This window comes from Anaerosporomusa subterranea, assembly GCF_001611555.1.
In the GTDB taxonomy this organism is placed as follows: Bacteria; Bacillota; Negativicutes; order Sporomusales; family Acetonemataceae; genus Anaerosporomusa; species Anaerosporomusa subterranea.
Genome location: NZ_LSGP01000013.1, coordinates 340,999 through 363,717, shown reverse-complemented (window position 1 = coordinate 363,717; position 22,719 = coordinate 340,999). Strand labels below are relative to the sequence as shown.

The window sequence follows — 22,719 nt, the reverse complement described above, 5'->3', positions numbered from 1 at the left end:
GGACTTCAGTCACATTCTCGATATTTTTTTGAATCAAAACATAATATCAAGAGGAAAATTATGTTTATTAGCGAATAGTTTATATGATGGAGGTATCTCTATGTCCATTGATCAGAAAATAGTTCAAATTCTGCACAAAGTAAACGCATTGGCTGCTATGAGAGAAAATCGTTTTTCGGATCTGCCTGATGTGAGAGTGCTCGCAGTGACAAAGAATCAGAGTACTATGGCAATCCGAACTGCCTTGGCCGCTGGAATTACTGCTGTTGCGGAAAACCGAGTGCAAGAAGCTGTGCAAAAGTATGCAGATATTGGCGAGATGGCAGAATGGCATTTTATCGGTCATTTGCAAACAAATAAAGCCAGGCTGATAGTTCCGTTTTGTCATTTAATTCATTCTCTAGATAGCAAATCTCTGGCTATTGAGATTGCGAAGACAGCCGCAAAGTTGAACAAGCGTCAAGATGTATTGATGCAAATTAACGTTTCTGGCGAGGATACGAAGTTTGGCGTACCGCCGAACCAAGCAGTCGAAATGGCGGGATTCTTGTCTTCACTGGAAAATATCCGCCTTTGCGGCTGTATGACGATTGCACCATTATGTGATGACATTGAAAAAACTCGACCTGTGTTTCGAGAGCTATTTCATTTATTTCAGGAAATCAAATCATTGAATTTTCCTAATACCAGTCTAGAATGGGTCTCTATGGGAATGACAAATGACTACCCGGTTGCCATTGAAGAAGGTGCTAATCTGATCAGGATTGGTACAGGTATATTCGGAAAACGCGGCTGAGATACTAAGGAGGTATCGCTATTGTGATGAAAATTATGGAAAAAGTTTGGGGAACTCTCGGTATAATTGAGCCTGTCGAAACGGAAGACGATCGACTAAGACAAGATGAGCCAGAGTCAAAGACATCTAAAAAAAATAATCTGGTCAATTTGACGAACTCACAGAAGCCGATTAAAGTCATTGTAGTTGAGCCTTACTCCTTTGACGATGCACAGCAAATTGCCGATCATCTGAAAAACCGGAAACCGGTTGTTGTCAACTTTGAGAATACTGATAAAGATGTGGCCAAGAGAATGGTGGATTTTATTAGCGGAACAACATACGCATTAAGCGGCAATATCCAGAAAATCGGCAACAATATTTTCTTCTGCGTTCCCAGTAATGTGGATATTGCCTATACAGGCCGCGACGATGGGGCAGATAAATCAGTCTTATCTTGGATGAACAAGTAGTTGGAGGACTTTATGCTCTTGCTTAACAATAAAAAGGTTGGCTTCATCGGAGCAGGCGCTATGGCTGAAGCCATCCTAAAAGGTCTTCTTGAGATTGGAATCCTGACGGCCTCTCAATGTATGCTTAGCGATATCTCCGAACAGCGTCTGCAATATCTGTCCAATCAGTATGGGGTCAGTGTTACTCAAGATAATCTTGCTCTTGTCAAGCATTCTGACATTTTAATTCTGGCGGTTAAACCACAAATCATCGGGAAGGTTTTGGATGAAATCGCTCCAACTGTCGATAAGCGCACACTGGTTATCTCTATCGCAGCCGGGATTTGTTTGAGCCGTTTGGAAGAAACGTTGCAGGGTGTTCGTGTTCTTCGCGTTATGCCGAACACACCGGTAGCGGTTAGCGCAGGTATGGCTGCCATTAGTCTGGGTAATCTTGCGACCAAAGAAGATGGACAACTTGCCGTAAAATTATTTGAGGCAGTGGGAAGAGCCGTAATTATCGCCGAAGATCTGATGGATGGAGTAACCGGTTTGTCAGGAAGCGGTCCAGGCTATGCCTTTGTTATCATTGATGCTCTCGCCGATGCAGGGGTGCTCGTAGGGCTTAACCGTCAGACGGCAATTTTGCTAGCTGCGCAAACACTAATGGGAGCGGCGAAAATGGTATTAGAGACCGGTGAACACCCGGCTAAGTTACGCGACATGGTTACATCTCCCGCTGGAACCACTATTGCAGGTATCCACGTGTTGGAGCAAAATGGCCTGCGTACAGCCTTAATTGATGCTGTAGTTGAGGCAAGTAAACGGTCCTCGGAGATGAACAAATAGCATGGCTAATGAACGGGAAAAAATTATTCGCTATTATCGTGCCAGTGGTGATGCCGATTTGGCGGCAAAACTTCTTGATACGGCTGAAGCGGCTTTACGTTACCATAAATATAAAATTACAGACTTTCTCGATCCGTATGGCTATACGATCGCCGAAACAATTGCCGCCCATTTTGAACGTCTTCAACTTGATGCAAATGGCGGATATGTCTCAGCGGAGAGAGTAAAAGCGTCTTTTACAGATGAAGATTTTATGGGTGATGTCGACTATGGAATTGGTGCGATTCGTATGGAGTTTGATCCACGTTATTATCAATTGTCGCATCGAGATGTTCTGGGTGCTCTGACTGGGCTTGGTCTAAAACGAGAAATAATTGGCGACATCATTATGCTACCTGACGGATGTCAAGTCGTTATTGATTCATCCATGATACCTTTCGTGTTGCAGAATCTTGACAAAATTGGGGCCGCTCCAGCCAAGTCGATTTTGTTGCCACTTGAAGAATTGGTGGCGAAAGAAGAACGTATAAAGGAAATTCGGACAACTGTTGCCTCAATGCGTCTAGATGTCATCGCTGCTGCCGGATTTGGCGTCTCTAGAAGCAAAATGGCTAGTGATATCGCTGCTGACAAGCTAAAGGTGAATTGGCAGGAAGCCAAAAACAGCGCACAAAATGTGAAACAAGGGGACATCATTTCAATGCGTGGTCGGGGTCGTGTCGAGATCAGCGAAATTATCGGCCAGACCAAGAAGGGCCGCACCAGTGTTATACTTAAACGATTTCTTTAAAATTGCGACCCGCATGGGCATAAATTCACGGGAGGGTTCGACATGTTGACACCCCTAGATATTCATAACAAAGAATTTAAAAAAGGTTTTCGTGGTTATAACGAAGAAGATGTCGATCAATTTCTTGATAAGGTAATCAAAGACTACGAAAAACTGTATCGCGAAAACATCGAATTAAAAGAAACCCTCGAACGTCTTAGCGGCAAATTGGAACATTATCAAAATCTTGAAACCACTCTAAATAACACTCTGGTTGTGGCCCAGGAAACGGCAGAAGACGTCAAGCTAAACGCGAAAAAAGAGGCTGAGCTAATTACGAAAGAGGCTGAAGTGACAGCGTCCCGTATCGTAGATGAAGCCAGAAATAAGGCACGCAAATTGACAACTGAGTATGAAGACCTGCAACGACAAACCCATATCTATCGAAGTCGTATGCGCACATTGCTGCAGGCGCAGCTTGATATGCTCAACGTATCCGAAGATGAAGAAGCATAACTTTGAGCATTAAAGAACTGCCGGATGGAGTCGTTATAACTGTCAAGGTTCAGCCTCGTTCAAGCCGTAACCGAATCGTAAAGGACACCAGCGACAGTATCAAAGCCTATCTTAACGCTCCGCCAGTTGATGGCGCCGCTAATCATGCCTGTCTTGCTTTGCTTTCCGAATTGCTGCGAGTGCCTAAGAGTAATGTTCTTCTAGTATCTGGGTACAAAAGCCGTACTAAAGCAATTAAAATCCTTGGGGTCTCTGCGAAACAATTTCTTGCGTCTATAGAAGTCAATGTCGACAAAAATTGACTATGTACTCTGAACTCAGTATAATAAATTTAATGCGCAATGTTGGTTTTTTGATCCCCTCACACTTTTTTGCGTGAGGGACGTATTTTTTTTGGAGGTGCTATCCTTGGATTATAGTAAAACATTGAATTTGCCACAAACAGAGTTTCCCATGCGGGCCGGTCTGCCTGAACGAGAGCCGTCAATGCTTGAATACTGGAATAATGAAAAAATATATGAGAAAAAGCTGCAAGCAGCTAAAGGAAAAACTAAGTTTGTTCTGCATGACGGACCGCCTTATGCAAATGGCAATATACATATTGGCACTGCACTGAATAAAATTCTCAAGGATATCATTGTAAAGTACAAATCTTTGCGCGGTTTTGATGCCCCCTATGTACCAGGCTGGGACACGCATGGACTGCCGATTGAACATGCGGCTATTAAAATTCTTGGTCTTAATCGTCATGAACTAAATCCACTTGATTTGCGGCGTGAGTGCAAAGAATACGCGTTAAAGTGCTTAGACCTGCAGCGGGAAGATTTTAAACGGTTGGGAGTCAGCGGTGACTGGGAGCATCCCTATGTCACACTCTATCCTGCGTACGAGGCCAAGCAAATTGAAGTCTTCGGCGAAATGGCAAAGAAAGGCTACATTTATAAAGGCCTAAAATCAGTTTATTGGTGCCCATCGTGCGAAACAGCATTGGCCGAAGCTGAAATTGAATACGCTGAAAAAAAATCACATGCAATCTTTGTTAAGTTCCCGCTCGCCGACGATCAGGGAAAACTATCCGAAACAATTAAAGCAAGCCCTGTATTCGCTGTTATCTGGACAACAACTCCTTGGACAATGCCAGCAAACGTGGCGATTGCACTCAATGCAGAGTTAGAGTATTCTTGGGTCAAAGCCGCAAACGGTGAGGTTTACCTGTTGGCCACAGAACTCATCGACTCTGTTGTTAAGGCATGCAATATAGGTGAGTATACTATTTTACAATCAGTAAAAGGTCAGGACCTAGAAGGGATTACATTTGCGCACCCATTTTTGGATCGCACGTCAGTTGTTATCCTTGGCGACCACGTAACTCTAGAAGCGGGAACTGGTTGCGTGCATACAGCACCGGGCCATGGTCAGGAAGACTTTGAGATTGGTCAGAAATACCAACTACCTGTTATTAATCCAGTAGACCATGCCGGCCGGTTTACAGCTGAAGGCGGAAAGTTTCAAGGTATGTTTGTTGAGGACGCCAACGTACCGGTGATAAAAGAGTTGGCTGCAAAAGGCATGCTATTAGGTAAGAGCTCGCTAAAACACCAATATGCCCATTGCTGGCGCTGCAAGAACCCAATCATTTATCGAGCCACAGAGCAGTGGTTTGCATCCGTAGACGGATTCCGCGATGCGGCCTTAAAAGCAATTGGCGAGGTGCAGTGGATTCCCGCATGGGGCGAAGATCGAATCCGCAACATGGTCGCTGATCGGCAAGATTGGTGCATTTCCCGCCAGCGTGTCTGGGGAGTTCCTATTCCCATTTTTTATTGCAATTCGTGCCAAGAACATATCATTACCGATGATACCATTAAGGCAGTTGCAGATCTATTTCATAACGAAGGATCCGACTCTTGGTGGGCTAGAACCGCAGAAGAGATCTTGCCTAAGGGATTTGTTTGTCCGCATTGCGGAGACTCGTCTTTCCGCAAAGAAACAGATATTATGGATGTATGGTTTGATAGCGGCTCCAGTCATAGAGCAGTTCTTGAACAACGACCTGAGTTGACCTGGCCGGCTGACTTGTATCTAGAAGGCAGCGATCAGCATCGTGGTTGGTTTCAGTCATCGTTGCTAACATCTGTAGCCACCCGGGCGCAAGCTCCTTATAAGGCAGTTCTGACTCATGGCTTTGTTGTTGATGGCGAAGGTCGTAAAATGTCAAAATCCATTGGCAATACAATCTATCCTCAAGACGTTATCAAACAATACGGCGCAGACATTTTGCGTTTGTGGGTGTCTTCATCAGACTATAAAGCTGATATTCGCATTTCTAATGATATCTTGAAGCAGATGTCTGAGGTCTATCGTAAAATTCGCAATACGTTCCGTTACATTCTTGGCAATTTATACGACTTCCGGCCCGAAACTGATTGTCTGCCCTATGAACAGCTCGAGGAAATCGACCGTTGGGCACTTTTGCGTTTGGAGCAGCTTAAGCAAAAAGTAGCCAACGCATACGAAGACTATGAATATCATCAACTGTTCCACGCAGTCCACAATTTCTGCGCCGTTGATCTCAGCGCCATTTACCTGGACATTCTTAAAGACCGCTTATATTCTTCAACGCCAGGATCTAAAGCGCGACTGGCAGCGCAGACGACCATCTACGAGATATTGACAACACTTGTACCGATGATCGCACCTGTACTAACGTTTACCGCCGAGGAAGTCTGGCAATTTATGCCGAAAATGCCAGATTTCCCGGAAAGTGTGCAACTAGCCAAATGGCCTCTGGAGAAGCCCCAATACCTCGACTCAGCGTTAGAAGAGAAATGGGCAGGTATTCTATCCATACGCAGTGAATTGACAAAAGCATTGGAAACGGCTCGCCGAAATAAAGTTATTGGCCATTCACTTGACGCCAAAATTGATATCTTCGCTGCCGGTCATGAGTTAGAACAATTAAACGAAGTAGCGAAAGAAATGGCGGCTATCCTGATAGTTTCGGGAGTATCGATTCACGCGGGACTGGAACATGCTCCTGCAGATGCGTTCCGCGCCCAAGGCTTGCAATTGGCCGCTGTCATCACCGCTGCATCTGGCGAAAAGTGTGAGCGCTGCTGGATTTATGACGAAGCAATTGGCAGTGACCCTGATCACCATACACTATGTCCACGTTGCGCGGCTGTCGTAAAAACCTTATAAGATCATGATCCTGCGAGCTGACAAAACCTTGTCAGCTCGTTTTTTTTGCTTAATTTCGGGAATAATAAACGGCGGAGGGAATGGTTGCATGCGAAAAGTGAATAGTGTGGGATTGATGACATCCCATCTGCGAAAACTGGTAAATCATTTAGAAAAGCTACGCATTGCCGAATATGTGGAGCTCATGCAAAAGCCGCGCCGTATACTATTTCTCAATTTTATCGCTGGTTTGGCGCGTGGGTTAGGCATCGCTGTTGGCGCTACAATTGTCTTTGCATTAATGATCGAGCTGATGCGCAGACTAATTGTTCTCAACATTCCCGGCATAGGTTATTTTATTGCGGAAATTGTACGTATTGTTGAAATGAAAAATGGCGGAACTTTTTAATGAGGAGCTGTAAGCATGGCGAAAGATGTTTTTGAATGTATGAAAGACAGTCAAAGTATCCGGCACTTCAAATCAGAACCTATTCCGGAAAGCGTATTAACCCGTATTCTCGAAGCGGCGTGCTGGGCTCCTAGTGCCGGTAATCTGCAACCCTGGTATTTCTATGTTGTAAAAAACCAACAACTAAAAGACAAGATTTTCGAAGTTAGTTTTGAACAAGAACAAATTAAACAGGCACCTGTACTCATTGTAGTTTTATCTGATCCAGCTCGCTCCAATGAACGCTATCATGAGCGCGGAGCGCAGTTGTATTGCTTGCAAGATACGGCCGCCGCAACGCAAAATATGTTATTGGCTGCAGAAGCCTTGGATATTGGTTCGTGCTGGATTGGTGCGTTCGATGAAGTGAAAGTGCAGACCCTTTTAGAAGCTCCCCCCCGCCTGCGCGCAGTTGCTATGCTGGCGATTGGTTATAGTGATGAAAAGGAGCGGCAAACTAAAGAACGATTACGTGTTGCGGAAGTAGCAAAAATAATTGAGTAAGGGGAGAGTCAGAATGAACGCTGATAGGCTCGAACAAGCTGCCAAACGTCTAAAGATTGAAAAACAGAAACTCACTGGAATGATTGAGAAAATTGAAGAAAACGGCATCAGTCAGGCGCTAGGCGATAGCACTGGCGAATTATCAGCTTATGACAACCATCCAGCAGACTTAGGCAGTGAAGTGTTCGAACGGAGTAAAGATATCGCGTTGCGTGATAATGAGAATATCCTAATAGCCGATATCGAACATGCTTTGGATAAGATTGAAGAAGGCAGCTATGGGACATGCGATGTATGCAAAACCGTCATTCCCGATGCCAGATTGAAAGCTCTGCCTTGGGCGGCGACGTGTGTCGATTGCCAGCAGAAGTTAGATTCGCATGATATCGCTGTACGTCCAATAGAAGAATATTCCTTGGAACCACCTTTCGGGCGGACATTTCTTGACCGGGACGCAAAACAAAATGTGGGATTCGACGGTGAAGATAGTCTGCAAGACGTTTGGCAATATGGAAGCTCTGATTCACCGCAAGATTTGCCAGGTTCGCGTGACTTCTCTGATTTAAATATGGATCCAAACGAGCAGGTTGGCATTGTCGACCAAGTAGATAACTTACCTGCACACATGGATGGTTCACGTGACCAATCCGCCCAGCTCAATCGTGAGTCTTCTCGCAAACGTATGAGCAGAATTTTATAAAGAGAAGGATTTTTTTGCATGTAGAAGGAATTAGTATACTGTACAATTCTATACATTGACATATACTAATTATCATAGAGAAAGCATGGGATTGCGGAGAGTAGAGTTATGACATTTGGCAAAGTAACATATCTTTGGCGTTTGGCGCTTCTCGGCCTCGCTGCTTTGACTTATCAAAATTTGCCTTGTGTCAATGAGTTTGTCAATCGCGGCATCACCTATCTAAAGTATCGAGACTTTGAAGGGTTACGAATATTTATTCTTTCATATGGAGTGTGGGCGCCAATCACCAGCATCTCGCTTATGGCTCTGCAATCGATGGTCCCGCTTGTTCCTGGATTGGCGATTACGATAACAATCGCCTGGATATTCGGTTGGCAGTGGGGCGCACTATACTCTTGGCTTGGTGCCTTGTTAGGCGCCACTCTAGACTTTTGCCTGGCACGATGGTATGGACGTCCTCTTGTTGAGAAGATCATCAGACCACAGCAGTTAGATAGCTTTGACGCTTTTTTTCTCAAACATGGTATCATTGCCGTGCTTATCACGAGGCTCACCCCGATCGTGCCATTTAAAGTAGTTAGTTATGGGGCTGGCCTAACAACGATCGCTCTCTGTCAATTTGTGCTTGCGACAGGTATAGGACAGACTCCGGCCATTATTTTATACTCGATTTTAGGCCAAAACTTAGTCAAGAATCTATTTGCTACAGTTATGATCACTATTTTGCTTGTGGTTGCTGGATTAACTGCTTATCGTTACAGAGATACCTTGGAAAATCTATTTTGCAATAAGGACTCATCGTGATTATCATCACTACTTGCTATCGATTTGTTATGTTATAATATAACGTAATTGAGTGAGAGGAGGTGACCATCGATGTATAAGATTAGCAGTGAGTGTATTAAATGTGGCGCATGCGCCGCGGTTTGCCCAGTGGGCGCGATTTCAGAAGGCGATTCCCAATACATAATCGATGAAAACTGTATTGATTGCGGCTCCTGCGCCGCAGTCTGCCCAGTAGGTGCCATCAGCCCTGGCGAGTAGAGCTTTCTTCCAATTGAACTGTTGCAATTTAAAGTCCAGCCTCACGCTGGACTTTAAATATGCATTTTGCTACTAATATGATCCTTTACGGTTTGCCCAAAATTAGGTATCATAGTAACATATGGCACAATCGATAGAAACTGCTTCAGTTTGAGAAAGATGGTGAAAGTTTGCTCACAATTGCATTAATCGCTCATGATCGCAAAAAAGAAGAAATGCTTAGTTTTGTCAAAGAGCACAAAGAGATGCTGGAAGATAAGAACTTAATTGCAACCGCCACTACCGGCCGTATTATTCGTGAAAATACAAATTTAGAGGTAACTGCCTACCTATCGGGTCCACTAGGCGGGGACCTTCAAATTGGGGCACAAATTGCAAATCACGAAGTCGACTTGGTCATTTTCCTGCGTGATCCATTGACAGCTCAACCCCATGAACCTGATATTACTGCTCTGCTGCGAGTTTGCGACGTTCATAATGTTCCCGTCGCCACAAATACATGTTGCGCTCATCTTTTATTACTCGCTGCTGCGGCGCGATAATGTTTTACATGGATAGGAGAGAACTATCGTGCCTATATTACTATTAGCAGCTGTCGTAGTGGCTTTCGATCAATGGTCAAAGTATTATGTTGAATCTCATATGCAGCTTGGTATGAGTATTCCTTTGATTGAAAATGTATTTCATTTAACATATGTGCTGAATCCTGGAGCTGCTTTTGGCATGTTGGAGCATCGCACCTCTTTTTTTATCGTTGTTGCTTTGCTCTTGGTGGCGGCGGTAGTCTATTTCTATCCGCGGATTCCACCAGGCCATTTGTTGCTGCGCACCGGTATCGGACTACAGGTGGGCGGAGCAGTAGGGAATGTAATTGATCGCGTCAAAACTGGATATGTTATTGACTTCTTTGATTTTCGAATTTGGCCGGTTTTTAATATCGCTGACATGGCTATTGTGGGCGGTGTAGGCATGATCATCCTTTCCATTCTTCGGTCTCAGCAAAAGGAAGGACAGCATGAATGAGCAAAATTACACATTTAGTGTTGAGCCTTGCGTCGAAAATCAACGCTTAGATTTATTCGTGACTGGTCAGATTAACGAGTTATCACGTTCACATGTTCAAAAACTCATTATCGACGGTCAAGTTACTGTTAATGGGCGACCAGAAAAATCGAACTATAGAGTGCGTCAAGGGGATAACGTACTCATTGAAATCCCCGCTTCTCGCCCGCTTGCGGCTGAGCCCGAGAACATCAAATTGGATATCGTTTATGAAGATCGTGATGTTATTGTAGTGAATAAGCCGCGTAATATGGTAGTCCACCCAGCGGTGGGAAATGAGGCTGGTACATTAGTCAATGCATTGCTCGGCCGTTGCACAGACTTGTCAGGCATTAACGGCGTAACTAGGCCAGGCATTGTCCACCGTCTGGATAAAGATACATCAGGAGTCATGGTTGTGGCGAAAAATGATAAAGCCCACATCAGTTTAGCTGAGCAGATTCAAACTCGTGTTGCTAGCCGCAAGTACCTTGCAATCGTGCATGGCAATGTGAAAGAGAATCAGGGAATTATCAATGCCCCAATTGGCCGCCATGCGATTGATCGAAAGAAAATGGCAGTCACTTTTACGAACAGTAAAAAGGCGATTACACGATTTACTGTTTTAGAACGCTTTAACGAATATACTTTTCTGGAGTGCAAACTTGAAACCGGTCGTACACACCAAATTCGGGTACACATGGCCTATATTGGGCACCCGGTGGTTGGCGATCCTAAGTATGGTCCCAAGCAGCCGCATTTTCATATTCAAGGTCAGGCGCTGCATTCAACTGAGTTAGCATTTTTCCATCCCAGTACAGGTGAGCGCCTTACGTTTACTGCTGACATGCCTCAAGACATGAAAGTCATAATATCGGCCCTGCGCGGCCGAAAAGGCAGGTGAATTTGTTGAGTAAATTAGTCGAGAAAACAACCCTCATGGATGCCCAAGGGATTCAACGAGCTTTGACCCGCATTGCGCATGAAATTATTGAAAAGAACAAAGGAGTTCAAGCTGTTGCGCTCGTCGGCATTCGTACTCGGGGTGTCCCGTTAGCTATTAGGCTGGCAGAAATTATTGAGAAGATCGAGGGCAGAAGGCCCCCTGTCGGGGTGCTCGACATCACTCTTTACCGTGATGATCTATCAACCCTAAGTCACCAACCGATTGTCCACGAAACGAAATTACCATTTGTTTTAGATGATGTGAAAATTATCTTGGTTGACGATGTGTTATTTACCGGACGAACCGTTCGGGCAGCTTTAGACGCCTTAATAGACATTGGCAGACCAACTTCGATTCAACTTGCTGTTCTTATTGACCGTGGACATCGTGAGCTTCCCATTCGAGCGGACTATGTAGGGAAAAACGTACCTACGTCGAAACGGGAAGTAGTCAGTGTCCAACTTGCATCCGTCGATTCTATTGAGCAAGTCGTACTACAAGAATTTGTTGATGAATAATAAAAAAGGACCGTTTGGTCCTTTTTTATTATTCATTTTTTATTATTAAGCAGTTCATTAACGGTTTTTTCTTCAGGCGTAACAAACAGTGTATTTTGCTTGTCATATATCACAAACCCCGGCTTTGCACCGTTTGGTTTCTTTACATGGCGACGCAGAGTGTAATCGACAGGCACGCTAGAAGATTGGCGAGCCTTGCTGAAGTAGGCTGCGACCATAGCCGCAGTTTGTAATGCGCCATTGTCAGGAGAGCCAACAGATCGCAGGATGACGTGTGAACCTGGGATATCCTTTGTATGAAACCAAAGATCATCAGGGCGGGACATCTTAAACGTTACGATGTCATTTTGACGATTATTTTTTCCAACTGTGATTACGCAGCCATCGCCTAATAGAATAGTCAACGGGGCAGAAACCGGCTCTGGCTTTCGTTTTCCCCTTTTGGCAAGATAGCCTCCGGCAATGAGTTCTTCCTCAATTTCGCGTGTTTCTTGCGTTGTTTGCGTGTGCTCTAGCATCAATTGTACGCTTTCCAAATAGTTGCTTTCCTCATTTAATTGTGTGAGTTGCACCGCCAAATTCTGTTGCGCGCGTTTTTGTTTATTATAACGATTGTAATAAATCTGGGCATTGCGCGACGGCGTCTCTCTTTGATCTAGTTCAATTTGAATAATCGTATTCGGCTGTTCTGCATAAATATCTGGTAAATTCACTATTGCTTGACCTTGCTGCAAGGTGGACAGGTAAGTCATCAGGATATCTGCTTTGTGTCTTAGCTCATCTGCAGCATTCGCTAGTTCGTGCTCTTCAGTTAGAACCTCCTTTTTTCGTTGCAAGCGCTTCAACTCATTAGCCACAAATTTCTGTAGTCGCTCCTTCTCCGGGGGAGCTTGCGGAGTCAGACCGCTAATAAAGTCCACGGCTTGGCTCATGGTCGTAAATTCGTATGTAGCATCGGTCAGGTGTTCTAATGTGAAACCGGCAAAGCCAGTTACCTTATTGGCGGTGTTGACGCGAACATGAGGGATTGCCACTAATTTCTTTATTGGTCCTATAATCGACTCGATCGCGCTTTGTAGTTGACTCCAGCCGGATCTGTCAATATCTGTTGTCATTTTCTCCAACCCAATTCCGGCTCGCCAAAGAATCTCTTTAACAGTTACCGGACCCAAGCCGATAGTTTGGTTGATGATCACTTTCTGTAATAGACCTGTTTGAGCTTTAAGCCCATTTACAAACGTTTCCGGGGCTATATCCAATATATTTATCTTGTCTTGACCTGGAGGCAAGTTATATTGTCTGCCAGGGAGAACCTGACGATAACGGCTCATTGCCGGCCCAACGCGGTGAATAGCATCTATGATGGTGTCTTTATGCACAAAAATAATGTTGCTGTGTTTGCCCATTAATTCAACAATCAAGGTTTTGACGGCAATCGTCCCACCTTCTTCGCGCACATCAACATGAATCATGACCGTTCTGTCCAGACTGTGCTGTACTATGGAGTTAATACGGCCGTCATCTAAATGTTTTCGCAATAACATGCAGAAAGCAGGCGGAACATTAGGATTTTCCACACTATCTAATGAAATATTCATGCGTGGCTGTTTAGAATCTGCCGATAGAACCAGGCGCACCGTTTTTCCAGGAATGCGAATAAATAAGGTTAAGCTGTGTGCATCTGGCTGAAAAATTTTCTCTATCCGTCCGCCGCACAGTGTATTATTTAATTCAGCTACTAATAAAGAGAGCGATAATCCATCCAAACTCATTCCAAGTCCCCCACAATCAAATACTGTCTGATGGCATCAGTATACCATTACCCGTCTGTTGGTTCAAGGAACAGCGAACCGTCCGTACACACGACCGATTGGTCTATTTGCTAGCCAAAACGAATACCATGAAGATACAGACAGATTTGCGAGGTGTAGGGAGTGGAAAAAAGAAACTGGCATGCAATGCCTCTGCGTGATGTATTAGAGAGCTTAAAGACAGATGTCAATGAAGGGCTGTCTACAGCGGAAGTCGCCCGTCGTCTGGATGTGTATGGTTATAATGAATTGGCAGAAAAACAAGAAACGCCATGGTGGAAACAGTTGATTGCTCAGTTTCAGGATTTCATGGTACTTGTATTACTGTGTGCAACTCTTATCTCCGCATTCTTAGGTGAATATGTTGATGCTATCACGATTTTGGCCATCGTTCTTATCAATGCCATCCTAGGCTTTATCCAAGAAAATCGCGCTGAGCGCTCGATTAAAGCCCTAAAAAAACTGACGGCACCTAATGCATTCGTTATCCGCAATGCTACGCTCCAGCACGTGCCAGCCAGAGAGTTAGTCCCAGGAGACATCCTTGTACACGAGGCAGGCGATAAACTAGCTGCTGACGCCAGACTGGTTAGTGTCAATAACTTGGAGATAGAAGAAGCCGCGTTAACCGGAGAATCCCTGCCGGTTCGAAAAATTTGTGATCGGCATTTTGCGGAAGATACCGCTCTCGGGGACCGCAAGAACATGGTCTACGCGGGAACTATCATAACACGGGGGCGGGGTCAGTCCGTAGTTTGTGACACAGGACCACATTCCGAAGTCGGGCGAATTGCAGACATGATTCAAGATGTCGGCGATGAAGATACGCCACTGCAACGTCGTCTCGAACACCTGGGAAAATTGCTAGTGTGGGGCTGTTTGGTGATCTGTGCGGTTGTCGTCGCCATAGGAATTTTCAAAGGTGAACCAATCTTTCTCATGTGCATGGCTGGTATTAGCTTAGCTGTAGCAGCAATTCCGGAAGGGCTGCCTGCGATCGTTACCGTATGCCTAACTTTAGGCGTTCAACGCATGATCAAAGAGAACGCTATCATTAGAAGACTGCCTGCTGTTGAAACTCTAGGCTGTGTTACAGTCATCTGCTCTGATAAGACTGGTACGTTAACGCAAAACGCCATGACGGTACGCAAACTATATACTGCGGGAACAACCTATGAGATAACAGGCTCAGGCTATGATATTTCGGGAGATTTTTTGCGAAACAAGCAGGAATTTGAGCCTCGAAAGGATAAGAATTTAGAATTATGCCTAATCACTGCTACTTTGTGCAACAATAGTATCATCAAGCAGAACAATGTAGCGATTACCGGCCTGTGGCGCAAAAAACAAAATTCTGGCTGGTCGATTGAAGGCGATCCAACTGAAGGAGCTCTCGTTGTTGCCGCCGCTAAGGCTGCGATTTGGCGTGAAGACTTAGAGAAAACTCTTAGACGGATTGACGAACTCCCTTTCGAATCAGAGCGTCGCCTGATGTCTGTAGTCTATCAAGATCAGGAAATGTCCAAATTCGTATATAGCAAAGGAGCTCCCGATACCATTCTCGATTTATGCAAATCCTATTGGGTTGATGGACGCGAACTGCAATTAACAGATGACAATCTGCAAAGCATCAGAAAAGTCCATGATGATATGACTTCACAAGCTCTTCGCGTGTTGGCACTGGCATATCGCCGCCTAGTTCCTACAGAAAAAGTGGATGGTTCTATTGAGCATGACCTCGTATTCTTAGGTCTAATTGGTATGATCGATCCTCCGCGGGACGAAGCTAAGCAGGCAATTCAGATTTGCCGAGATGCAGGCATTAAAGCAGTTATGATCACTGGAGATCATCCCAACACAGCCATTGCCATTGCCGATGAACTAAAGCTTTACGAGCTGGGTGCCAACAGAGCATTAACTGGTCGCGATCTTGATGCTATGAGTGATCAAGAATTCAACAAAATTGCTAGCAAGGTGTCAGTTTATGCACGAGTTTCTCCGGCACATAAACTTCGCATTGTCAAGGCGCTCAAACAAAACGGACACATTGTCGCAATGACTGGTGACGGTGTCAATGATGCGCCAGCTGTAAAGGAAGCCGATATTGGCATATCAATGGGGATTTCAGGAACTGATGTTACCAAAGAGGCATCCTCCATGATCCTGGCTGATGACAATTTCGCAACCATTGTAGCCGCAGTAGAGGAAGGGCGAGGAATTTACGACAACATTCGCAAATTTATCCGTTATCTGTTATCATGTAATATAGGAGAAGTTCTTACCATGTTTGTCGCATCACTAGTGGGATTGCCTTTGCCGTTATTACCGGTTCAAGTCTTATGGGTTAATCTTGTGACAGATGGCCTCCCCGCTTTAGCGCTTGGCGTCGATCCAACTGAGGCTAACTGCATGCGCCGTCCGCCACGTCATCCAAAAGAAAGCGTCTTTTCACGCGGACTAAGCCGTAAAATCGCCAGCCGCGGAGCGCAAATCGGCTTCAGTACAATCTTGGTCTTTACTGGCATTTATCTATTGCGCAACGACCTGGCTTTAGCAAGAACAATGGCGTTTTGCACTTTGGTATTCTGCCAATTATTTCATGTTTTTGATTGCCGGTCTGAGAACTATACAATTTTCGAACTTGGCATGCTGACAAATCCCTATTTGTTGTTGGCAGTAGCAGCATCGACAATTATGCAGTTGTCTGTTATCTATGTGCCGTTTCTTAGCAATATTTTTGCAACCGTTCCGATGACAGCTTTTGATTGGTTGATTGTTCTCACAGTCGCTGGCTGGACATTTATTCTGTCGTTGCTAAAGCATATACTTCGGCTGGCCCGGGGATCTGTTAAGCCTGTGGCCGTCAAGATCCGCTAACCAAATTTTTATATCATTCTTTTCGCAAAAATGGAGGCTAATGATGAAATTTTCAAAATGGCATGGACTAGGCAACGATTTTATCTTTGTTAACGGCTTTGAAAAAGCCCCGATCAATTTGCAACAACTAGCTGAAACCCTCTGCGACAGACATTTCGGCATTGGCGCAGACGGTCTGGTGCTTGTGCTACCGTCGACGCAAGCTGATTTTAGAATGCAAATTTTTAACTCTGACGGCAGTGAAGCGCAAATGTGCGGCAACGCAACCCGCTGCTTTAGCCGCTATGTCCACACCAATGGTTTGACAAAGAAGAATGAACTAACAATTGAAACTCTCGCCGGTATAATCCATGCTCGCCTAGTTGGTGATGGCTCTGAAGTTAAAGTAAATCTTGGTGAACCTAAGCTTAAACGAAGTGAGATTCCTGTCAGCGGCGATTCTGCCTCCACGGCAATCAATGTTCCCATTACAATTAACGATATAACCTATAATGCGACCTGCGTGTCAACCGGCGTTCCGCATTGCGTTATTTTTGTGGATTCATTCCAGGGACTCGACTGGCAGAATATCGGCAAGAAGATTGAAATTCATCCGCTATTCCCAGAAAAAACAAATGTAGAATTCATTCAGGTTATTAACCGATCTGAGATGATCATGAAGGTTTGGGAAAGGGGCGCCGGAGTGACTTTGGCCTGTGGAACCGGCGCCAGCGCTTCTTTAGTTGCAGGAGTTTTGACTAACAAAACTGATCGTAAGGCCGTCGTTCACCTTGAAGGCGGTGATCTCCAAATTGAATGGGAAGAAGCCACTGGTCACGTGTTAATGACTGGTCCTGCTGTCGAATCTTTTGTTGGCGATATTTCCATTGAAAACTCTGTAGCGACTGATTGAATTATTTGTCGCGGGGGGGCATTATGAAAAAAATTGTGGTTTGCGTTTTTTTGCTTTTGCTAATCGCTAGCCAAACACTGGCGATGTCTCCTGTTAATACGTTTATCATTCGTGATGCCCAAGAGTATGGTCGCCGCTTAGCATTTGAAAACTATTCGTCATTCATGACGCCATGGACGGCGTTTGAAGAGAAAGCACAAAGACTGAGCGAATTCACTGAGCAGGCTCAAATTTTCACACCATATATATTAGTTGCTGCAAATGCTCGGGAGAAAGCTCTCAGTAATCAACCTATTCTTCTCGAAAATAGCGAGAAGGCGCTTGCCCAATATAATGGTTATCTAGTCTTTAGTATCACTATCCATTCGCAAGACCCCTCTGCGCCGGTAAAGCTAAATGCAAAGCTAGTGCAAGATAAACAAACCCTTACCGCATACTACATATCTCCTCCAACTTATTCTCAATACAACGTTAATGGAAAAATACTGGCTAGTGCCCAATTCTATTTATATTTTGTTGACAAAACGCTCTTACGAAATCGCCCCGTTTTATTGTTGCTAACTGATGATACCAAGCATAATCGATCTTTTTTCTTTGATCTTGAAAAAGTACTCTAGAATATAATAATGCTATGCGAAGAGAGGAGTTTCCGGTGTTGAAAAGTATGACCGGCTTCGGCCGCGGCGAATTCATGGACAACCATCATCGCTTCACTGTGGAGATCAAAGCAGTCAATCATCGTTATAATGAAATTGTTATCCGTATGCCTAAAAATCTTAACTCCCTCGAGGATCGAATTCGGCGCCGCGTGGCAGATTCATTAGCCAGGGGGCGTATCGACGTTTATATCACACTAGATGAGTACGGGGGGAAGAAACGATCCTTAAGGGTTGACAAAGAATTGGCGATCGCTTACTATAAAGCATTAAGAGAGTTGGCCGATGTTCTAGATTTACCTGCAGATATCGCACTTAGGCAAATCGCTTCCTATCCGGATGTTCTCAAGTCGGAAGAGGTTGTGGAAGACGCCGAACAGCTATGGCCCAAACTATCGGTCGCCCTTGATAGCGCAGTCGATAATCTACTCAAAATGCGCACGAGGGAAGGTGCAAATATCGAAAAAGACCTATCACATCGTCTAGGCATTATCGCTAAACATGCTGCAGTTATCGAAGAGCGTGCTCCCCAAATCATCGAGGAATATAACGAACGACTTCTGGTGCGTCTGCGTGAAACGCTTTCGTTGCTTGGGAACCAACCTGATGAGGCGCGTGTGTTGCAGGAAGTTGCTTGCTTCGCCGAACGCACCAATTTTACAGAAGAGTTAGTCCGTCTAAACAGTCATTTTGATCAGTTCTATCGAACCATTGATTCCGATGAATCGGTTGGCCGAAAACTGGACTTTCTTTTGCAAGAAATCAATCGCGAGACGAATACGATTGCCTCTAAAGCAAACGATTTTACTGTCGCAAACCTTGTTGTTGAAATGAAAAGTGAACTGGAGAAGGTCAGAGAACAAATCCAAAACATAGAGTAATGTAGGCTGCAGTTCGAATAAGAGTAGGAGGTTTTTATTAATGGATATCAAACTCATCAACATCGGTTTCGGCAATATCGTCTCCGCCAATCGGATCATATCAATCGTGAGTCCGGAATCGGCTCCCATCAAGCGCATTATCCAAGAAGCACGCGATCGGGGCATGCTGATCGACGCAACCTATGGACGCAGAACCCGCGCGGTCATCATTGCTGATAGTGATCATGTCATTCTTTCGGCTGTGCAACCAGAGACGGTTGCCCATCGGTTAGTCAGCAAAGATGTCAGCGACGATGCTGCAGAATAAACAGTAAAATTATATCTGATAGAAGGAGTCTATATGATGGCGCGGCAGGGAATATTAGTCGTACTTTCCGGCCCTTCCGGGACCGGGAAGGGGACAATATGCAAAGAATTGCTGCAGAACTATCCTAACCTGCACTATTCTGTTTCAGCTACAACACGGTCGCCTCGCCCAGGTGAAATAAACGGTGTTAATTACTGGTTTGTTTCCGAGGCAGACTTCAAATCGATGGCTGCCAATGATGAACTTCTGGAGTGGGCCGAGGTTTATGGGCGATTCTATGGCACGCCCATAAAGTATGTTAAGGAACAACTACAAAGTGGCCTAGATGTTATTCTCGAGATTGATATTCAAGGTGCTATGCAGGTTAAAGATAAATTTCCGCAAGGAGTATTTGTCTTTATTGTTCCGCCTTCAATTAATGAACTGGAAACGCGGATACATAAGCGGGGGACTGAAACGCAAGACCTCATTGATTTGCGTTTGAGTTGCGTATATCAGGAACTCTCGTTTATTTACAATTACCAATATGTTGTTGTCAATGATGAAGTGCCGGAGGCAGTCAGGAAAATTGCCGCTATCGTTGAAGCTGAAAAGTGCCTTGTTGCACGTAATAAGGAAATCGTTCACGAAATTGCCGGCAGGCAAATATCGCCTAAGGAGGCAGACTTATGATCCATCCTTCATTAGATGTGCTCGTCAACAAAGTGGATAGCAAATACACACTCGTAGTCCTAACCGCTAAACGAGCACGCGAAATCATGAGCGGGGAAGCAACAACGGCCGACAGCAAATCCAATAAACCTGTCACGTTAGCGTTGGAAGAGATTATTCAAAATCATGTTTCCTTTGAACGAACGAAAGTCGGCATTAAATAGGAGGATCGCAAGTGCTAGCAGGGAAAAACGTTGTTATTGGCGTGACTGGCGGCATTGCCGCATATAAAGCTGTTGAAATTGTCAGTTTGTTAAGAAAGGCTGGCGCCAGTGTGCATGTTATTATGACACAGGCCTCAGCCCAATTTGTCACTCCGTTAACATTTCGTGAAATGAGCGGCAATCCGGTTGCTGTTAGTATGTGGGATGAGCCAAAGCAATGGCATGTAGCTCATATTGCACTGGCAACTCTAGCAGATATCATGGTCATCGCACCAGCAACGGCCAATATCATTGGTAAGATTGCCAATGGAATTGCTGATGATATGCTTTCTACTACGGTTATGGCCACCCAAGCGCCGATTCTCTTGGCTCCCGCTATGAATACACACATGTATCAGAACCCCATTGTCCAAAACAACCTGAGCAAACTCGCAAATCTCGGGTATTATTTTGTCGATCCCGAATCCGGTTTGTTGGCTTGCGGCACCGAAGGTCCTGGACGACTGGCAGCCCCTGGACGAATTGTAGATGAAATTGCGGCCGTGCTTTCCTCTCGCGGAATACTCAAAGATAAGAAGGTAATCGTCACCGCAGGAGGAACGCGAGAACCAATTGACCCGGTACGCTTTGTTGGAAACCGATCAAGCGGAAAAATGGGCTATGCGATTGCAAAAGCGGCAGCTAAAATGGGAGCTAATGTTGTTCTGATATCTGGCCCTGTTTCCTTACCTACGCCGCAAGGAGTTAGGCGGATTGATGTCGAAACAGCAGCAGCGATGCGGGATGCTGTATTGTCTGAATATGATGACTCAAACATCGTGATCAAGGCAGCTGCTGTCGCCGATTATCGTCCCAAACAGGCTGCAGTGCATAAAATAAAAAAAACCGGCGATAGTTTGGTTTTAGAGTTAGAGAAAAATCCTGACATTCTCTCTGAGCTTGGCCAACACAAACAAAAGCAGGTTTTAGTTGGTTTTGCAGCAGAGACGCAAGATTTATTGCTACACGCTCAGGAAAAATTAACTCGCAAAAATTTAGACATGATTGTGGCTAATGATGTGACATTACCAGGCGCAGGCTTTAACACAGATACGAATATTGCTAAGTTGATTTTCCGTGATGGACATATAGAGGATTTACCTCTGATGTCGAAAGATGAGGTTGCACTAGTAATTTTGAATAAAGTTTCTCAACTCTTATAAAATATTTGCTAAAAACCTGTTGCATTTTATGCCCTTATCCCGTAGAATAATCATGGTGAAAATTACATAGTACTACTCATCAAGAGTTGGTGGAGGGACAGGCCCGATGAAACCGCGGCAACCATTTGAGCATTCTCAAAACGGTGCCAAGTCCTGCGGAATAGCCGCAAGATGGGAGAGAATAACACCCTCTCTTGAGGGAGTTTTTTTTTACTGTGAAAGGATAGTAATTAGGAGGTATATATCTATGCGTAGACTTTTTACTTCAGAGTCGGTTACTGAAGGACATCCTGACAAAATCGCCGACCAAATCTCGGATAGTGTACTTGACGCCATACTGGCGCAAGATCCTTATGCCCGTGTAGCATGCGAAACGCTGATCACCACTGGTTTAGTCCATGTTGTCGGTGAAATCACCACCAACTGCTATGTCGATATCCCCAAAATTGTTCGACACACGATTCGCGATATCGGATACACTCGTGCCAAGTATGGTTTTGACAGTGAGACCTGCGGTGTAATAACTTCCATTGATGAACAATCTGCTGATATTGCTTTAGGAGTTAACAAATCGTTTGAAGCGAAAAAAGGCGAACTCGAAACAGTTGAATCCATTGGCGCCGGCGACCAAGGCATGATGTTTGGTTTTGCGACAAATGAAACGCCTGAATATATGCCTTTGCCCATTTCCCTAGCGCATAAGCTTGCGCACCGTTTATCTGAAGTTCGCAAGAACGGAAAGATGAATTATTTGCGTCCTGATGGAAAAACTCAAGTCACCGTCGAATATGAAGAGGGCAAACCAGTCCGGGTTGATACCATTGTCATATCTTCTCAGCATAGTCCTGACGTGGAAGGGATACAAATTAACAACGATATTATTGAACACGTTATCAAACCGATCGTACCGGCACATTTACTTGATGAAAATACGAAATACTATATTAATCCAACCGGACGTTTTGTTGTTGGCGGACCACAAGGCGATTCTGGGCTTACAGGCAGAAAGATCATTGTTGACACCTATGGTGGCATGGCTCGTCATGGCGGCGGTGCCTTTTCAGGAAAAGATCCTACAAAGGTTGATCGCTCGGCGGCGTATGCGGCGCGCTATGTTGCTAAAAATGTAGTAGCCGCTGGATTGGCTGATAAATGTGAAATTCAGCTCGCCTATGCTATCGGCATTGCCAAGCCAGTTTCCGTATTAGTGGAAACTTTTGGCACAGCCAAGGTTGACGAAGCGCTGATCTCTCAGTTGGTCCAAAAGCATTTTGACCTGCGACCTGCCGCAATCATCCAATCACTTGATTTGAGACGTCCGATTTACCGTCAGACTGCTGCGTATGGCCACTTTGGTCGGGTTGATGTAGACCTGCCTTGGGAGAGAACAGATAAAGCAACTCTGCTCCGCACTGATGCAGGGATCAAGTAATACTCATAAGATTTCACAAAAGGACGATACTACGCTTGTAG

The 22,719-nt window shown here is 44.8% G+C and carries 26 protein-coding genes and 1 riboswitch; of the genes, 25 read left to right on the top strand and 1 reads right to left on the bottom strand.

The window, feature by feature from the left end:
• The first annotated feature begins 100 nt into the window (after window positions 1-100).
• The 16 genes from AXX12_RS05360 (at window position 101) to pyrR (ending at window position 11,745) form a co-directional block, all read left to right on the top strand.
• Window positions 101-796, top strand: a complete 696-nt coding sequence (locus AXX12_RS05360; RefSeq protein ID WP_066239203.1) for a YggS family pyridoxal phosphate-dependent enzyme — start codon at window positions 101-103, stop codon at window positions 794-796.
• A 26-nt stretch (window positions 797-822) separates the two neighbouring features.
• The gene (locus tag AXX12_RS05355; protein WP_066240296.1) at window positions 823-1,248 is read left to right on the top strand and encodes a cell division protein SepF; all 426 of its coding nucleotides are present in this window, start codon (window positions 823-825) and stop codon (window positions 1,246-1,248) included.
• 18 nt (window positions 1,249-1,266) lie between these two features.
• Window positions 1,267-2,076, top strand: coding sequence for a pyrroline-5-carboxylate reductase (proC, locus tag AXX12_RS05350; RefSeq protein WP_066240298.1), 810 nt, complete (start codon window positions 1,267-1,269; stop codon window positions 2,074-2,076).
• A gap of 1 nt (window position 2,077) precedes the next feature.
• Complete coding sequence (locus AXX12_RS05345; protein WP_066239200.1) at window positions 2,078-2,866, top strand: YlmH family RNA-binding protein; 789 nt, start codon at window positions 2,078-2,080, stop codon at window positions 2,864-2,866.
• A 42-nt stretch (window positions 2,867-2,908) separates the two neighbouring features.
• A complete protein-coding gene (locus tag AXX12_RS05340) occupies window positions 2,909-3,361 on the top strand; it encodes a DivIVA domain-containing protein (RefSeq protein ID WP_066239197.1) in 453 nt (150 codons plus the stop codon).
• A 2-nt stretch (window positions 3,362-3,363) separates the two neighbouring features.
• Window positions 3,364-3,663, top strand: a complete 300-nt coding sequence (locus AXX12_RS05335; RefSeq protein WP_066239194.1) for a DUF167 domain-containing protein — start codon at window positions 3,364-3,366, stop codon at window positions 3,661-3,663.
• 106 nt (window positions 3,664-3,769) lie between these two features.
• Entirely contained in the window at window positions 3,770-6,562 is a 2,793-nt protein-coding gene (gene ileS / locus AXX12_RS05330; protein WP_066239191.1) for an isoleucine--tRNA ligase, read from the top strand.
• A gap of 88 nt (window positions 6,563-6,650) precedes the next feature.
• Window positions 6,651-6,950, top strand: coding sequence for a DUF5665 domain-containing protein (locus AXX12_RS05325; RefSeq protein ID WP_066239188.1), 300 nt, complete (start codon window positions 6,651-6,653; stop codon window positions 6,948-6,950).
• Between the two features lie 15 nt (window positions 6,951-6,965).
• Window positions 6,966-7,493, top strand: a complete 528-nt coding sequence (locus AXX12_RS05320) for a nitroreductase family protein (protein ID WP_066239184.1) — start codon at window positions 6,966-6,968, stop codon at window positions 7,491-7,493.
• Between the two features lie 13 nt (window positions 7,494-7,506).
• Entirely contained in the window at window positions 7,507-8,193 is a 687-nt protein-coding gene (locus AXX12_RS05315) for a TraR/DksA C4-type zinc finger protein (RefSeq protein ID WP_066239181.1), read from the top strand.
• A gap of 108 nt (window positions 8,194-8,301) precedes the next feature.
• Window positions 8,302-9,000 carry a TVP38/TMEM64 family protein gene (locus AXX12_RS05310; protein WP_066239178.1) on the top strand — a complete coding sequence of 233 codons (699 nt, stop codon included), beginning with the start codon at window positions 8,302-8,304 and terminating at the stop codon, window positions 8,998-9,000.
• Between the two features lie 72 nt (window positions 9,001-9,072).
• A complete protein-coding gene (locus AXX12_RS05305; RefSeq protein ID WP_066239175.1) occupies window positions 9,073-9,240 on the top strand; it encodes a DUF362 domain-containing protein in 168 nt (55 codons plus the stop codon).
• Window positions 9,241-9,410: 170 nt separating this feature from the next.
• Window positions 9,411-9,782 (top strand): methylglyoxal synthase, encoded by a 372-nt coding sequence (locus AXX12_RS05300; RefSeq protein ID WP_066239172.1) that lies wholly within the window; start codon window positions 9,411-9,413, stop codon window positions 9,780-9,782.
• 28 nt (window positions 9,783-9,810) lie between these two features.
• A complete protein-coding gene (gene lspA / locus AXX12_RS05295; RefSeq protein WP_066239169.1) occupies window positions 9,811-10,263 on the top strand; it encodes a signal peptidase II in 453 nt (150 codons plus the stop codon).
• Complete coding sequence (locus AXX12_RS05290) at window positions 10,256-11,185, top strand: RluA family pseudouridine synthase (protein WP_066239166.1); 930 nt, start codon at window positions 10,256-10,258, stop codon at window positions 11,183-11,185. Before lspA ends, AXX12_RS05290 begins: the two co-directional genes overlap by 8 nt.
• 5 nt (window positions 11,186-11,190) lie before the next feature.
• A complete protein-coding gene (gene pyrR / locus AXX12_RS05285) occupies window positions 11,191-11,745 on the top strand; it encodes a bifunctional pyr operon transcriptional regulator/uracil phosphoribosyltransferase PyrR (protein WP_066239163.1) in 555 nt (184 codons plus the stop codon).
• 32 nt (window positions 11,746-11,777) lie between these two features.
• Here pyrR and AXX12_RS05280 read toward each other — a convergent pair whose 3' ends face one another.
• The gene (locus AXX12_RS05280; RefSeq protein WP_066239161.1) at window positions 11,778-13,517 is read right to left on the bottom strand and encodes an Rqc2 family fibronectin-binding protein; all 1,740 of its coding nucleotides are present in this window, start codon (window positions 13,515-13,517) and stop codon (window positions 11,778-11,780) included.
• Window positions 13,518-13,679: 162 nt separating this feature from the next.
• Here AXX12_RS05280 and AXX12_RS05275 point away from each other — a divergent pair, with 162 nt between their 5' ends.
• The 9 genes from AXX12_RS05275 to metK all read left to right on the top strand — a co-directional run bounded on the left by AXX12_RS05275 (window position 13,680) and on the right by metK (window position 22,678).
• Complete coding sequence (locus tag AXX12_RS05275; RefSeq protein ID WP_074431340.1) at window positions 13,680-16,433, top strand: calcium-transporting P-type ATPase, PMR1-type; 2,754 nt, start codon at window positions 13,680-13,682, stop codon at window positions 16,431-16,433.
• Between the two features lie 43 nt (window positions 16,434-16,476).
• On the top strand, window positions 16,477-17,325 hold the full coding sequence (gene dapF, locus AXX12_RS05270; RefSeq protein WP_066239158.1) for a diaminopimelate epimerase: 849 nt from the start codon (window positions 16,477-16,479) through the stop codon (window positions 17,323-17,325).
• Window positions 17,326-17,348: 23 nt separating this feature from the next.
• A complete protein-coding gene (locus tag AXX12_RS05265) occupies window positions 17,349-17,942 on the top strand; it encodes a hypothetical protein (RefSeq protein ID WP_066239155.1) in 594 nt (197 codons plus the stop codon).
• Window positions 17,943-17,977: 35 nt separating this feature from the next.
• On the top strand, window positions 17,978-18,862 hold the full coding sequence (locus tag AXX12_RS05260; RefSeq protein WP_066239152.1) for a YicC/YloC family endoribonuclease: 885 nt from the start codon (window positions 17,978-17,980) through the stop codon (window positions 18,860-18,862).
• A gap of 40 nt (window positions 18,863-18,902) precedes the next feature.
• The gene (remA, locus tag AXX12_RS05255; RefSeq protein ID WP_066239149.1) at window positions 18,903-19,169 is read left to right on the top strand and encodes an extracellular matrix/biofilm regulator RemA; all 267 of its coding nucleotides are present in this window, start codon (window positions 18,903-18,905) and stop codon (window positions 19,167-19,169) included.
• 36 nt (window positions 19,170-19,205) lie between these two features.
• Window positions 19,206-19,841: a guanylate kinase gene (gmk, locus tag AXX12_RS05250; protein ID WP_066239147.1), complete on the top strand. Its 636-nt coding sequence runs from the start codon at window positions 19,206-19,208 to the stop codon at window positions 19,839-19,841.
• Window positions 19,838-20,044, top strand: coding sequence for a DNA-directed RNA polymerase subunit omega (gene rpoZ / locus AXX12_RS05245; RefSeq protein WP_066239144.1), 207 nt, complete (start codon window positions 19,838-19,840; stop codon window positions 20,042-20,044). Before gmk ends, rpoZ begins: the two co-directional genes overlap by 4 nt.
• An 11-nt stretch (window positions 20,045-20,055) precedes the next feature.
• Window positions 20,056-21,246 (top strand): bifunctional phosphopantothenoylcysteine decarboxylase/phosphopantothenate--cysteine ligase CoaBC, encoded by a 1,191-nt coding sequence (gene coaBC / locus AXX12_RS05240; RefSeq protein ID WP_066239141.1) that lies wholly within the window; start codon window positions 20,056-20,058, stop codon window positions 21,244-21,246.
• A gap of 73 nt (window positions 21,247-21,319) precedes the next feature.
• A riboswitch (SAM riboswitch) is annotated at window positions 21,320-21,424 on the top strand.
• 69 nt (window positions 21,425-21,493) lie between these two features.
• Window positions 21,494-22,678 carry a methionine adenosyltransferase gene (gene metK / locus AXX12_RS05235; protein WP_066239138.1) on the top strand — a complete coding sequence of 395 codons (1,185 nt, stop codon included), beginning with the start codon at window positions 21,494-21,496 and terminating at the stop codon, window positions 22,676-22,678.
• Window positions 22,679-22,719 lie beyond the last annotated feature (41 nt).